Here is a 12,844-nt window from a genome sequence, read left to right on the forward strand (position 1 = left end):
ACCGCGGCGCCTACGGCGTGAAGCGGCTGTGCACCGTGCTGAACCTGTCGAGGTCCGGGTTCTACCGGTGGCTGAAGACCGCCCCGGCCCGCGCCGCGAAACAGGCCGCGGACGCCGCACTCACCCGACGGATACGCAAGGCCCACGCAGAGTCCGGAAAGACGTACGGGGCCAAGCGGATCACCGCCGAGCTCCGCGCGGGCGGCGTGGTCGTCAACCGCAAACGTGTCGAACGGCTCATGCGCCAACACGCCATCCAGGGACGGACGTTGAAACGCCGACACCGAACTGCCATTCCGGACCCCGCCGCCCAGGCGGTGCCGTGGATCGACCAGCTCGGGGCCGACTTCGCTGCCGTGGTCAGTCCCCTCAGCCCGCTGGGCGAACAACCGGTCGGAGCCTGGTCGGTCACCTACGACAGTGAGCACCACTGGTCCCCGCACGAGCGTGCCCTCATCAGTACTCTGACGGACCTGGCAGGCCAGGCACTGAAGCGCATCAGGTTGCAACAAGCACGAATCGAGCTGGCCACGGCGCTCCAGCAGACCATGCTCCCCACGCTGCCTGAGCACCTCCCGGGCCTGGAGGTCGCCGCCCGCTACCGACCGAGCCAGGACGGGCTCGACATCGGCGGCGACTGGTACGACGCCTTCGCCATGCCCGACGGCGCGATCGCCCTGGAGATCGGCGACGCCCAAGGGCACGACGTGGACGCCGCCGCCTTCATGGGACAAGTGAGCTCGTCCATGCGCGCGATCGCCGCCCATGAACCAGATCCGGGAACCGTGCTGACACGCACCAACGACTTGCTCATCGCGATGGGCACCGCACGATTGGCCAGCTGCACCATGCTGCACATCGATCCACACGACGGCCAGGTCACCGGTACCAGCGCCGGCCACGTGCCGCTGCTGTACGCGCACAAAGACGGCAGCCACAACGTCTGTGAGTTGCCGGGCGGCCCGGTCCTGGGAGTCGTGTCCGACACCGACTACCACGGGGTGACCTTCACCCTGGACAGGGACAACGCGCTGGTCATGGTCACCGATGGCGTGGTGGAAGGGCCAAGCTTGACGTTGGATGCCGGATTGGAGCTGATCGGAACACTGGCCGGCGAAGCCCTCCACGACGGGCTGGACGCCGAGGCGACTGCCGACCGAATCCTCGACGCAGCCGTCGCGGTGGGCCATATCGACGATATGGCCGTACTGGTCATCCGACGTACAGGATGATGTCCGCTACCACGCGGAGCGCAGGCCGCGAGCCTTTCCATACCGACCGATGCCCGAGACCCCTGACGGAGCGGAGCTGGGTACGGACGGCGCTAGTGTCTCGTGATGCTGTACATGGAACTTGACGTCTCTCAATGACCTGTCAAGCTCCAGGAAGTACGGTGGTTTCATCTGCCTGCCGGGTCGGGTGACGGTGGGGCAGGTACGTAGATGCGCTGGTCGCGGAACATGGCCCACAGCACGTCGACGCGGCGTCGTGCGAGGGCCAAGACAGCCTGGACGTAACGCAGTCCCTCGGCCCGTTTACGCAGGTAGAAGTCTCTGGACGCACCCGGATACATCATGGTGCTCTGTGCGGAGAGGTAGAAGACCCAGCGCAGGCGGCGGTCGGCCTCCGCCTTGCGCAGGCGCTTGTTCTCCTCCCGCAGCCGGACCAGCTCCCCGTCCCGCCCCTCGCCGGTCTGATCAGCGCGTGTACCGCGGCCGGCCAGCTCATCCGCTTGCCGAACCCAACTGCGCAGCGTCTCGCCGGTCACGCCCACGTCGGCCGCCACCGCCGCGTACGTGCGCCCACCGCCCGCCACCCGATACAAGGCGACGGCATCCTTCCTGAACTCCTCCGGATACGGAGACTGGCGTCCCACCTGGACATCCCTCCCTGGACCAACGAGATCCATTGTCATGGTGTCCACCCCACGGGGAGCAGGGCTCCGTCGTTCTCGCGGTCGGTCCCGGCGGCATCCCGAGGGTTTCAGCCCAGGGCGGGATAGTCGCCGGCAGCGAGGTCGGCGATCAGGCTCGGGTGGGTGGGCTCCCAGCCGAACCGTTCCCGGGTCAGTGCACTCGACGATGGCATGTCAAGGGCGAACACGCGACCGATGAGGCCGAAGCGCTCAGGCGGCGCCGACTCGACCGGCACACCGAGAACGCCGCCGATAGCCTCGGCCAGCGACCTCAAGGTGTCGCCCCCGTCGGCTACCGCGTGCAGGACCGTGCCCGGCGCAGCGTTCTCGAGTGCGATGCGGAACAGCGGAGCGACGTCAAGCCGGTTGACCGCTGGCCAGCGCTGCGTGCCGTCGCCGACGTACGCTGACACGCCCGTTTTCTGCGCGGCGGCGATGAGCACCGAGCAGAAGCCGTATGCCGACCCGCGCTGGTGCACTGAGCGTGGCAGCCGCACGACAGAGGACCGGACGCCCTGGGCGGCCAGGGTCAGCACCACGTCGGAATTGCGGCCGCGGCCACCGACCGGACCGTTGGTGGTGTCGGGATCCTCCTCGGTGGAGGCGTGGCCTGGCACCATAGGCGTGAGGCCGGCATGCACGAACGGCTTGTCACTGCCTGCGAGTGCGGCCCCGAGGGTCTGCACGGCACGCGCTTCCTCGTCGATGCCCTGCTCCAAGTTGCTCCAGTCGTTGCTAAAGGCCAGGTTGATGACACCATCGGCCTGGGCGACACCAGCGCGGAGGCTGTCAAGGTCGGTGAGGCCGCCGCGGAGCGGCGTCCCGCCAGCGGCGGCGACGGCCGTAGCCGCGGCATCGGAACGGACGAGGCCGAGGACCTCGTGACCAGCGGCGATGAGTTCAGGAACGACAACTGAGCCGATGCTGCCGCTGGCTCCAGTGACGAACACGCGCATGGGAGGCTCCAGATGACTTCTGCGACGCTGCGTCCAGGACAAGAACTCGCGGATGTTCTCCCGCTCGGTCTCCGCCACCGCCGCGAAGAATGCGAGCAGCAGCTTGCCGTGCCCGCTGGGGTCGTACATTCCGCGAGGGGGCCGGCGAGCATCTCCAGCACCAGGCGGTTGGCGAACAAGTGGTCGGCGAGCGCCGTGAGTTCGGCGGCGTCGCGGCCGAGCCGCTTCATCTCGGCACCGTGAGGATGACCAGCCAGTCGGACTGTGGCCATCCACTCCCTACGGGCGTACGCGGATGACTGTCTTCCCGCTGCGTCGCGTGGTCGGGTTAAGGGCACCAATGGCATCATCGAACCTCGCGACGTCACCGATGTTTGTCCGCAGCCGTCCGTCCCGCACCCGCTGCACGATCTCACCCAGTTCGGCACGATCGGCCTCGACAACGAAGTCCACCGCCAGGCCGTCAGTGGGCCGCGCCTCGACCGGGCCGACGACGGACACCAGCGTTCCTCCGGCCTTGATCAGGGCAGCGGACCGCCTCTGAACGTCACCACCGATGACATCGAAGACCAGATCGACACCCCCGACGTCTTTCAGCGCGTCGTTCTCGAGGTTGACGAACTCATGCGCGCCGAAGTCGAGTGCCTTCTCACGGTCGGCGGCGCGTCCGGTGCCGATGACGTAAGCCCCGGCCTCACGTGCGAGTTGGGTCACCATCGTCCCGACTGCCCCGGCTGCGCCATGGGCGAGGACGGTCTGGCCGGCCTGAAGGCGGCCGTGCTGGAACAGCCCCTGCCACGCGGTCAGACCTGAGATGGGCAGGGACGCGCCTACCGTGAAGTCGACGTCGCCGGGCAGCGGCGCGAGGTTGCGTGCTTCGATCGCCACGTACTGCGCAAGGGTGCCGTCGCGGTGCCAGTCGGCGAGGCCGAACACCCGCTGCCCTACCGACAGCCCTGTCGTGCCGTAGCCGACGGCGGTGACCACTCCGGCCAGCTCGTGACCGGGGATCGACGGAGTCCTGTCACGGCCGCCGCGATCGATCCAGGTCGACGGCCACTCCATCTCAGTCGGGACGAAACCCGATGCATGAATCTGAACGATGACGTCGTTGATCGCTGCGGGCGGCTCAGGCCGCTCCGTCAGCGTCATCCCGGCCGTTCCCGCGGCCTGGTCGGTAAGCACAATGGCTTTCATCGGGATCGTCCCCTTCCTCGTATGAGCTCGTAACACGATCACGAGCGGTGCTTCTCCAGCCGCCTCCAGCAGATGAGGCTGCAGGCCAATGAGCCGCGTGCATCGTGAATTCGCAGGTCATGGGCCTGGTGTGCGTGGCGGTTCGGGTACTTGCGCCAGTCGGTGGCCGATCGCCAGTGCCATGTAGCGCGCTCCGTCCTGGAGCCTCTCGCCGCTGATGGGCATGACGAAGGTCAGGCGCGGCGGCCGTAGGTGTGCGGATCCACGGGCTGCTCGGACTTGGGAAGCCCGCCGACGACGAGACGGTAGGAGTCGATCACGAGCTCCTTCACTAGCTTCTCGTCGATGGTGCCCCCGCCTTCCGCCGTGATCCAGTGCCTCTTGTTCATGTGATAGCCGGGGGTAATGTCCGCGTACTGCTCACGCAGGGCTGCGGCGTCGTCGGGATCAGCTTTCAGGATCACGACGGGGTGCCCCGGCATGTCGGTCATGAGCATGAAGACCTTGCCGCGTACCTTGTAGAGCTTCCAGTCGGGGCCGGAACGATGCTCCAGGTCGACGCCGGGCAGTCCCACAGTACAGTCGCCCGCGATCTTCTGCAGCTCCTGTCCGTCCAAGGTGATCAACTCCTCTGTCGATCCGAGTGCCCTGACCGCCCGGCCAAGGCCCAAGGTGGCGCCTCCCGTGTGGCCGCCACGAACGGCGGCGCCCGCACGCCGGCAACCTCAACAAGATCGTTTATGAGCTCTATGTGTTGTGGGTCTTGGTTTCCGGGCGGGTGTTCAGATGAAGGTGAACAGCTGGTCGGCGTCGAATCGCGAGATCGGCGTGGTGTACACCCTCTCAGGGTCGGGGTAGCCGAGGGCCAGCAGCACCGTCGTGCTGTGCCCGGTCTCGCGGATCTTGAACGCCTTGTCGACACTGGTCGGGTCGAACCCCTCCAGCGGCGTGGCCTCGACGCCGAGCTCAGCGGCCGCCATCATGGTCAGGCCCACCGCCATGTAGGTCTGCTTCTCCATCCAGTGGTTCAGGTCCTTGTAGCCGTAGTTGCGCAGGTTGAGGAAGTCTCGGGTCATTGATTCCCACAGCTCCTGCTTCGACGGGTCAGGGAACCGGCCGTCGGCCCTCTCCTTCGAGAACACCGCCTCGAGGTGGCTGTCAGGCAGATCTGCCCGGGTGGTGAGGATGATGGTGTGCGACGCGTTCAGGATCTTCTCGCCGTTGTCCTGGAATCGTTCGCCCAGGTTGTTGGCGAGCCGCTCTTTGCCTTCGGGCGTGGCGAGGACGTAGAAGTGGTTGGGCTGTACGTTCACCGATGACGGCGTGGAGCGCAGGAACCTCAGCAGCTGCTGAAGGGTTTCCTCCGGAATGGTCTTGCTGGGGTCGAAATACCTGGTGAGGTGCTTGTTCATGAGCTTGTTGAGGTTCATGTCGATCTGCCTTCTTCTTGCGATGAGTGGGTGAGGAGCGGTGGTTCGCGGGTTTGGGCTAGTTCGTGCCGCGGGCAAGCAGTTCGCTGATGCGCTCGAAGCTGATTCCTGTCGTCGCGGCGGTGAGGTCACCCGCGACGAGAGCCTTGGTGGCCTGTTCGAGTGCCGCCATTGCGTGGGTGTAGAGCGCTGGACCCACGCTGATGCGCTTGACCCCGGCCTTCTGTAGTTCAGAGACGGTCAGCACCTTGTCCGCCGGCGAGATGAGGACGCTGACCGGTGTCGGCGCGACGGCGGTGACGATCGCGACGAGTGCGTCGAGGTCGGGTGGGTAAGGGGCGTAGAGCACATCCGCGCCGACCTCGGCGAAGGCCGTCAGACGCCGGATGGTGTCGTCGAGATCGGGCCGCCCCTGGATGAAGTTGTCGGTGCGGCCGGTGACGACGATGCGCCCCCTGGCCGCCTCGACGGCGCTGCGCATGCGGTTGACTGCCTCGTCGAAGTCGCGGATCGGTTGATCGGGATTGCCCGAGGTGTCTTCGATCCCGATACCGGCCAGGCCGGACTCGACGGCGGCTTCCACGGTCGCGGCGACGTCTTCAGGCGTCTCGCCGTAGCCGTCCTCGAAGTCTCCGTTGACGGGTAGCCCGGTGAGCCGGCCGAGCAGCCGCGCATGCTCGAGGTGCTCGCCACGGGTGACTTCGTGACGCCCGTCGGGCCGGCCGAGTGTGGTGGCGAGTGCCGCCGATGATGTCGCGATCGCCTCGAAGCCGGCATCGGCCAGCATCAGCGCCGAGAGGCCGTCCCATGCGTTCGGCATGACGAGGCCACCGTCGCGGGTGTGCAGTGCCATGAACTTCTCATAGAGTTCGGAGCCCGGCATATCGATCCTTTCCCGAGTGATCGTTTTGGGGCGGTGAGGGGTTTACCGGCTGTGTGCGCGGCCTCGACAAGGGGTCCGGCGATCAGCCGGGCGTACCGGCCGAGCTGATGGCGGGGATGTCGATGTCGGTCTGGTTGACGTTGTTGATGAAGTTGGTCAGCAGGACCTGCACCGCCACCGTGACGATCGCCAGGATCTGTGGGTCGGTGTACCCGGCGCCTCGCACAGCCGCCAGGTCGGCGTCGCTCACCCGACCGCGGCTCTCCACCACCTGCTGAGCGAAACGGGCGACCGCGGCGCGCCTGGGATCGGTCGAACTCCCGGCCCGGGCCAGGTCGATGTCATCGCTCGACATGCCACCGAGTTCGGACGATACGTACGTGTGCATCGCCAGGCAGTAATCGCAACCGTTGGCTTGCGACACGGTCAGCGCGATGGTGTGCCGCGTCTTCGCGTCCAGAACCCGGCTCAAGGCGCCCTGCAGTGTCATGACGACGTCGAGGACGGTCGGGTTCGACGCGAGAGTCGCGAACATGTTCGGGACGAAGCCGAACTGCGCGCCGACGGTGCCCAGGACGCTCTCCGCCTCGTCGGGGACGTCGTCAGGAGAGGGAACGTTCAGTCGTGACATGGCGAATCAACCTTCGGTGAGTGTGTGAGTGGTCAGCGTCGAGCCCAGGCCGGTTCTTACTGCTTCGGAGGTCCAGTCCCCGTTGTGACTGCGATCTCTCCCGGCAGTTTTTGGGCTGCCCAGCCCACTTCATGGAAGTCAACACGACTCGACTCTGGGCTGTCAAGCCCAATCTGGGGTACCGTGAAGCATGACCATCACTACGGCAGCTCCGCCGCCTCACAAGCTCACGTCCAAGGGGCAGGCGACGCGTGCCCGCATCCTGGAGCAGGCCGCTGAGCTCATCTACACCAAGGGCGTCCACGCCACGAACAACGAGCAGCTCCGCCGCGCTGCCGGCGTCAGCGGATCGCAGCTCAACCACTACTTCCCGACCAAGGAGAGCCTCGTCCTGGCCGTGATCGCCTGGCAGGCCGAGCGCGTCCTCGCGTTCCACCGCGGCGAGCGATTCGCCCGCTTCGACAACCTCGACGCGTTTCGGGCGTGGGCGGATTTCTACGCCGGCTACGAGCGCGCCTACCAGGAAGGCTGCAGCCTCGGCTCCCTGGCGAGCGAGATCATCAAGACGGACCTCGACGTCCACGACGAGCTCGCGGCTGCGTTCGACCGGTGGCGGGACATCTTCCGCGACGGAATCGAGCGCATGCAGCAACTCGGCCGCATCAGCGCTGACGCAGATCCCACACGGCTGGCCAATCTGCTCCTCGCCGCCTTCCAGGGCGGCACACTCCTCGCCCAGGTCGCGCGGGACATCGCTCCACTCAAAGACGCACTGCAGACAGCCATCGACCACGTGCAGACCTTCGCGACCACTCCCGACGCCGGCGTACTCCAAGCGGCCAGTTCGCCCGCCGGGTAGTGGTGGTGGTCGAGCAGGGTCGTGGCGAGCCTGTAGAGGCCGGTGTGTTTCCTGGCGGTGGTGGTGACAATGATCTCGCAATCCACGACGCGGACCCGCAGCGGACCGAGGGCGGAGAGGTAGGAGCCGTCCTGGTAGCGGGTCAGGACTAGCACCCTGCGGCTGTTTTTGAGGCGGACCAGGACGTCGGCGCCGGTGGCTGCTGCGATGGCGGCCACCAGTTTCTGGGCGGCGAAGTTGCGGTCCGCGAGCAGGATCATCCCGGGGCCCAGGCTGGGCAGCAGCCGTGGGGCGTAGGTGGTCTCGCCCGCGGTGATGGGGCCGAAGACGGCGTCGATGAGGGTGCGGGTGCCGCAGGCGACCAGGGCCAGGACACGGACCTGCGGGTAGCCGGTGCCGCCGTGGTTGCCGGCCTGCTTGGTGAACCTGGTCAGGATGGCGGGGGTGTCGGGCACGGTCAGCGTGGTGCCGTCGAGTGCGGCCTCCAGCAGGCCGCGCCATCGTGTCCCCGATGCTCGCACGTCGGCCGCGGGGCCTTTGAGCAGGTCGAACAGCCACCGCAGCGGCTTGCTGCCGATCCGGCGGCGGGCCTGGGCCAGCGCGCTCGCCGAGGGCGAGGCGACCGGCCCGCCATCGACACCCTCGCCGCCACCGTGACCTGCCCCCAAGGGCACACCGTCCCCCTCTCCGACCCGAGCGGACAACACCACCAGCGCAAAGCATCCTTCGGGAATCTGTGCACCGGATGCCCTCTGCGCGAACGGTGCACCAAGGCCAAGGCCGGACGCATCCTGACCATCCGCCCGCACCACGACCTCCAGGCAGCAGCCCGTAGCCAGCCCCGACCGGCAAGCCGACCGCCGCCGCTGGAGACCACCCGTCGAACGCGCCGCCGCCTGGCTCGTCCACCAAGGCAACCGCCGCCTGCGCTACCGCGGCACCACCAAGAACGACACCTGGCTCCACACCCGAGCCGCCGCCCTCAACCTCCGCCGACTGATCATTCAACGAGCCGAATCGCGGGAAGCAACAGGTTGATTCTCTGCGAGACCTAACTCCAGCGGGCAGGTCGCAATCGTGAACGGCCTTGCTGTAAGGAGCACCCGCTCGCGAACCGGGCGAAGTTCCGGGCTACGGCCGTCGAATACTGCGAAGCGATTCCGCAGCAGTGATCAAAGATGCGCCTAGCAACACCACGTCCTTGATTAGGAACTGGCCCGCGGGTGAAAGCTTGGGCTCTCGGCCCCGCTCATGCCAAGCCTCAGGGGTAGTGGCCAGGAAACTGAGTGTAATGGAGAACATACCAGCGGCAAGCAAACCTCCTGCGGCCGAAACTCTTGGCGCCCATCGCCCTGCAGACACCATCCCGCCAATCGCAATCTCAGCAATCCCGATGGATTTAGCGAGTCTCGTCTCTCCGAGTCGTTTCAACGGCTTTCTCAGCAGCGGGCTTGAGACAACAAGGGGGCGGATATTCTCGACCTCGTAGGGTTCGAACTTCAGCCGTCCGATGCTCAGGAGGTTCAGCGCAAGCCCGTAGCGGGCCGCCATGACTCCTCCTGACTGCAGTTTTTTGATAGCGAAGTGCTCGGTCATGAGATTCTCCTCTCATCCCCTGCAATCTCTCCCCCTAAAAACATAAAGGCAATCTTTGCATTTCACGGATCTTGGCATAGGCCTCAACCCGATACAGTCCGGCCTCAATGTCGGTCATTGCCCTATTATAATCCCTCCCTCTCCGACTCGCCCGTTCCGGCCGGACACCCTCACGCGACACTCTCACGTGGCTTACCATGTCAAGAATTTACCTGCTTGGTATCGCGAGGCTATCTCGTCCGCCGAGCCGACAACTGAGCGTTCAAATCTAAGAAGGATAAGAAGACTCTCTGGCGCTGGTCTTCAGACGGCTGCGGGGGTGACTGTCGATGCCCCGGGTGGCAGCGAGGCCGGGCCGGGCGGCCTGACATGACCGTTATGAAAGCCCACTGTATGTGGGCATTCATCTGGGCCATCAGCCGCTCACAGTCCCTCGCGTTGCGACGGGCCCGCGCGTCCACGAGTTGCTCCGTTCCACCGCCCACTCTTCGGCAGCAGAACGAAGCCCTTCGTCCTTGGGGCATCTCCGTCGGCAGGACCTCCGTTGCGGATCCGGCGAGGCTGGTTACGGTCTGCCGACAGCCTCAACACAGCAAGCGTCGGGTCCTGGACCGTCGGGTCAGAACAGGCTGTGAAGACCGCCCAGTCTGTCGGTCAGGCGCAGGTTCTCGGAGTAGTCGACGGGGCAGGCGATCACGGAGACCGTGTCCTCTTCGAGGGTGCGGCGCAGCACAGGCAGGAGTTGATCGGCGGCCTCGATGGCGTAGCCGCGGGCGCCGAAACTCTCGGCGTAGGTGACCAGGTCCGGGTTGGTGAACCGGGTGTGGCTGTGGCGGCCGAGTTCAAGTTCCATCTTCCAGGTGATCAGGCCGTATTCCTGGTCCACCAGAACGAGGACGACCAGGGGGATACGTTCGCGGACGGCGGTCTCCAGCTCCTGGGAGTTCATCAGGAACGAGCCGTCACCCATCATCGCCAGGACGCGTCGGTCCGGTCGTGCCAGTTTGGCGGCGATGGCCCCAGGCAGTGCGAAACCCATGGTGGACAAGCCGTTGGAGACTAGGCAGGTATCTGGTTCGTAGGTCGGGTAGAGACGGGACATCCACATTTTTCCGGCGCCGGTGTCGACGAGCACGATGTCCTGGCGGTCCAGTGCGGTACGCACGTCGCACACCACGCGCTGGGGAACCAGCGGGAACGCGTCGTTGTCGCGTCCGTACTGGAGTTCTTCGTCGAGCAGGGTTCGGATCTCCTCGCTGCTTCCCGAGTCGTAGGCGAGGCTGTCGGGCAGTGCCGCCGCGAGTGCGTCCAGCGCCTGCGAGGGGTCTCCTTCGACGCCCACGGCGACCGGGTAGTGGGCGTCTACCTCGGCGGGAAAGCGGTGCACGTGAACGATGCGCTTGTCGCCGTTCGGGTTGATCTTGGCTGGGTCGAACTCCTGGATCTCGTAGCCCACGCAGACCAGCACATCGGCCGCGTCGAAGCCGAAGTTGCTGTAGTCGTGGCGCATGAAACCGACCGCCCCGAGGACGTTGGGGTGGTCGTCGGGGAAGACCCCCTTGCCATGGAAAGTGGTCGCGACCGGGAGGTTCAGCCGCTCGGCGAACCGCACCAGTGCGGCCGGCGCCCCGGCTCTCGCGGCGCCGTGGCCTGCCAGCACGACCGGGTGCCGTGCGGCCATGAGCACCTCGGCGGCCCGTGCGATCTGGGAGGGCGACGGCGCATCGGCGTGCACCGCGTCGATTTGCAAGGGAGGCAGCGGCTCGGTGGGGTGCTCCGCCTCGATGTCCTCCGGTACCGCCAGGAACACAGCACCGGGACGCTCGCTCTGCGCAATCTTGAACGCCTTGCGTGTCATCTCCGGCACCGCGTCCGGACACTCGATACGGGCCGCCCACTGGGTGACGGGAGCGAACATCGACACCAGGTCGATGACCTGGTGCGACTCCTTGTGGATGCGGCGCAGCGAGCCCTGGGCGGCCAGGGCCACCAGCGGAGCGCTGTTGGTCATGGCGTCCGCGGTACCGAGCAGCAGATTGATCGCCCCGGGCCCCAGGGTGGCTGAGCACACTCCGGCCCGCCCGGTCAGCCGCCCGTAGATCTCCGCCATGAACGAGGCGGCCTGCTCGTGGCGCACCAGGACGTACCGCATCCCGGAGCCGTTCAGCGCGTCGACGAAGCGGAGGTTCTCCTCACCGGGGATCCCGAAGACGTACTCCACGCCCTCGGCCCGCAGACAGCGCACCAAGAGATGCGCGACGTCCTCCACCGCTGCCGTGTTCCGCGAATCGGTCGCGCCCTCGGTACCCATGAGACGAACGTAGGCACGCCGTCCTGCCCCGGCCACTTGTCGGCCTCCGACCGGGAGTGTGTACCGCCTGGGGCCATTCGGAGGCCTCACGGTAGCGGCTGCCGTGGTCGGCCCGCACGCTGGGCAAAGTGGACGAGCCGCCGTGCACAGAGCGACGGCCGGGCTCTGGGAGGACCGTGTGACCGATTCGTCACCCGCCACCGACGCACCGCCGGCCCGGTACGACGACCTGCGGGCCGTGGTGATCAACTGCACCCTCAAGCGCTCGCCAAAGACGAGCAACACCCAAGGGCTGATCGACCAGAGCACCGCCATCATGGACACACAGGGAGTGGACGTCGACGTCGTACGGGCCGTGGACCACGACATCGCCACCGGCGTGTGGCCCGACATGAGGGAGCACGGATGGGAAACGGACGCCTGGCCGGATCTCTACCAACGGGTCGTAGCCGCCGACATCCTCGTGCTGGCGGGCCCCATCTGGCTGGGCGACAACAGCTCCGTGATGAAGCAGGTGATCGAACGCCTCTACGCCTGTTCCAGCCTGCTCAACGAGGCAGGACAGTACGCCTATTACGGCCGCGTCGGCGGTTGTCTCATCACCGGCAACGAGGACGGTGTCAAGCACTGCGCGATGAACGTCCTCTACAGCCTGCAGCACCTGGGATACACCATCCCGCCCCAGGCGGACGCCGGCTGGATCGGCGAGGCGGGCCCTGGTCCCTCGTACCTCGACCCCGGCTCGGGCGGACCGGAGAACGACTTCACCAACCGCAATACCACCTTCATGACCTGGAACCTGCTGCACCTGGCCCGGGCACTGAAGGACCTCGGCGGCATCCCGGCCTACGGCAACCAGCGCACCGCCTGGGACGCCGGCTGCCGCCACGACTACGAGAACCCCGAACACCGGTAGCGGGATACCGAAGGTGAGTGTGTTTCACACGGACAGGGGTACGCACTATACGGCGGCGGCCCTTCACCCAGATCTGCCGCCAGCACGGCATCGGGACCTCCCCCTGAGTGGTGGACACCCTGACGCCGACCCCGGTGGGGGTCGGGAGAG

Annotated in this window: 11 protein-coding genes and 3 pseudogenes; 4 read left to right on the top strand and 10 right to left on the bottom strand. The window is 66.5% G+C overall.

Annotation, left to right across the window (positions count from 1 at the left end):
• The coding region (locus IEZ19_RS47695; protein WP_229841672.1) for a SpoIIE family protein phosphatase at positions 1-1,232 on the top strand (1,232 nt) is incomplete at its 5' end.
• Between the two features lie 392 nt (positions 1,233-1,624).
• Here the strand turns inward: IEZ19_RS47695 and IEZ19_RS52305 are convergent.
• From IEZ19_RS52305 to IEZ19_RS47735, 7 genes and pseudogenes are all read right to left on the bottom strand, one after another.
• Positions 1,625-1,876, bottom strand: a pseudogene (locus tag IEZ19_RS52305) (transposase); the annotation flags it as partial.
• Positions 1,877-1,983: 107 nt separating this feature from the next.
• Positions 1,984-2,871 (bottom strand): SDR family oxidoreductase, encoded by an 888-nt coding sequence (locus IEZ19_RS47705; RefSeq protein WP_189317635.1) that lies wholly within the window; start codon positions 2,869-2,871, stop codon positions 1,984-1,986.
• Between the two features lie 279 nt (positions 2,872-3,150).
• Complete coding sequence (locus tag IEZ19_RS47715; RefSeq protein WP_189317625.1) at positions 3,151-4,068, bottom strand: NADP-dependent oxidoreductase; 918 nt, start codon at positions 4,066-4,068, stop codon at positions 3,151-3,153.
• A 233-nt stretch (positions 4,069-4,301) separates the two neighbouring features.
• The gene (locus IEZ19_RS47720; protein WP_189317626.1) at positions 4,302-4,685 is read right to left on the bottom strand and encodes an MmcQ/YjbR family DNA-binding protein; all 384 of its coding nucleotides are present in this window, start codon (positions 4,683-4,685) and stop codon (positions 4,302-4,304) included.
• Positions 4,686-4,850: 165 nt separating this feature from the next.
• Positions 4,851-5,498, bottom strand: a complete 648-nt coding sequence (locus IEZ19_RS47725; RefSeq protein WP_189317627.1) for a nitroreductase family protein — start codon at positions 5,496-5,498, stop codon at positions 4,851-4,853.
• Positions 5,499-5,556: 58 nt separating this feature from the next.
• Entirely contained in the window at positions 5,557-6,381 is an 825-nt protein-coding gene (locus tag IEZ19_RS47730; RefSeq protein WP_189317628.1) for an isocitrate lyase/PEP mutase family protein, read from the bottom strand.
• A gap of 82 nt (positions 6,382-6,463) precedes the next feature.
• The gene (locus IEZ19_RS47735) at positions 6,464-7,012 is read right to left on the bottom strand and encodes a carboxymuconolactone decarboxylase family protein (protein ID WP_189317629.1); all 549 of its coding nucleotides are present in this window, start codon (positions 7,010-7,012) and stop codon (positions 6,464-6,466) included.
• A 190-nt stretch (positions 7,013-7,202) separates the two neighbouring features.
• Between IEZ19_RS47735 and IEZ19_RS47740 the strand changes: the two genes are divergently transcribed.
• The gene (locus IEZ19_RS47740; RefSeq protein WP_189317630.1) at positions 7,203-7,871 is read left to right on the top strand and encodes a TetR/AcrR family transcriptional regulator; all 669 of its coding nucleotides are present in this window, start codon (positions 7,203-7,205) and stop codon (positions 7,869-7,871) included.
• Positions 7,872-7,918: 47 nt separating this feature from the next.
• Here IEZ19_RS47740 and IEZ19_RS52905 read toward each other — a convergent pair.
• A pseudogene (locus tag IEZ19_RS52905) lies at positions 7,919-8,581 on the bottom strand (transposase); the annotation flags it as partial.
• Between IEZ19_RS52905 and IEZ19_RS47750 the strand changes: the two are divergent.
• Positions 8,525-8,909, top strand: a pseudogene (locus IEZ19_RS47750) (transposase). The pseudogenes IEZ19_RS52905 and IEZ19_RS47750 sit on opposite strands and share 57 nt — an antisense overlap.
• Positions 8,910-9,002: 93 nt before the next feature.
• Here IEZ19_RS47750 and IEZ19_RS47755 read toward each other — a convergent pair.
• Both IEZ19_RS47755 and IEZ19_RS47760 read right to left on the bottom strand, forming a co-directional pair.
• Positions 9,003-9,467, bottom strand: coding sequence for a YkgB family protein (locus IEZ19_RS47755; protein WP_189317632.1), 465 nt, complete (start codon positions 9,465-9,467; stop codon positions 9,003-9,005).
• 619 nt (positions 9,468-10,086) lie between these two features.
• Positions 10,087-11,778 carry an acetolactate synthase large subunit gene (locus IEZ19_RS47760; RefSeq protein ID WP_229841673.1) on the bottom strand — a complete coding sequence of 564 codons (1,692 nt, stop codon included), beginning with the start codon at positions 11,776-11,778 and terminating at the stop codon, positions 10,087-10,089.
• Positions 11,779-11,956: 178 nt separating this feature from the next.
• Here IEZ19_RS47760 and IEZ19_RS47765 point away from each other — a divergent pair, with 178 nt between their 5' ends.
• Positions 11,957-12,694: a flavodoxin family protein gene (locus tag IEZ19_RS47765; protein ID WP_189317633.1), complete on the top strand. Its 738-nt coding sequence runs from the start codon at positions 11,957-11,959 to the stop codon at positions 12,692-12,694.
• Positions 12,695-12,844 lie beyond the last annotated feature (150 nt).

This window comes from Streptomyces brasiliensis, from assembly GCF_014647875.1.
Classification (GTDB): Bacteria; Actinomycetota; Actinomycetes; order Streptomycetales; family Streptomycetaceae; genus Streptomyces; species Streptomyces brasiliensis.

Bases quoted from the DNA above. Each gene is read 5' to 3' on its own strand.
- IEZ19_RS47705 (WP_189317635.1), bottom strand. From the start codon at position 2,871: ATGCGCGTGTTCGTCACTGGAGCCAGCGGCAGCATCGGCTCAGTTGTC.
- IEZ19_RS47715 (WP_189317625.1), bottom strand. From the start codon at position 4,068: ATGAAAGCCATTGTGCTTACCGACCAGGCCGCGGGAACGGCCGGGATG.
- IEZ19_RS47725 (WP_189317627.1), bottom strand. From the start codon at position 5,498: ATGAACCTCAACAAGCTCATGAACAAGCACCTCACCAGGTATTTCGAC.
- IEZ19_RS47730 (WP_189317628.1), bottom strand. From the start codon at position 6,381: ATGCCGGGCTCCGAACTCTATGAGAAGTTCATGGCACTGCACACCCGC.
- IEZ19_RS47735 (WP_189317629.1), bottom strand. From the start codon at position 7,012: ATGTCACGACTGAACGTTCCCTCTCCTGACGACGTCCCCGACGAGGCG.
- IEZ19_RS47740 (WP_189317630.1), top strand. From the start codon at position 7,203: ATGACCATCACTACGGCAGCTCCGCCGCCTCACAAGCTCACGTCCAAG.
- IEZ19_RS47755 (WP_189317632.1), bottom strand. From the start codon at position 9,467: ATGACCGAGCACTTCGCTATCAAAAAACTGCAGTCAGGAGGAGTCATG.
- IEZ19_RS47760 (WP_229841673.1), bottom strand. From the start codon at position 11,778: ATGGGTACCGAGGGCGCGACCGATTCGCGGAACACGGCAGCGGTGGAG.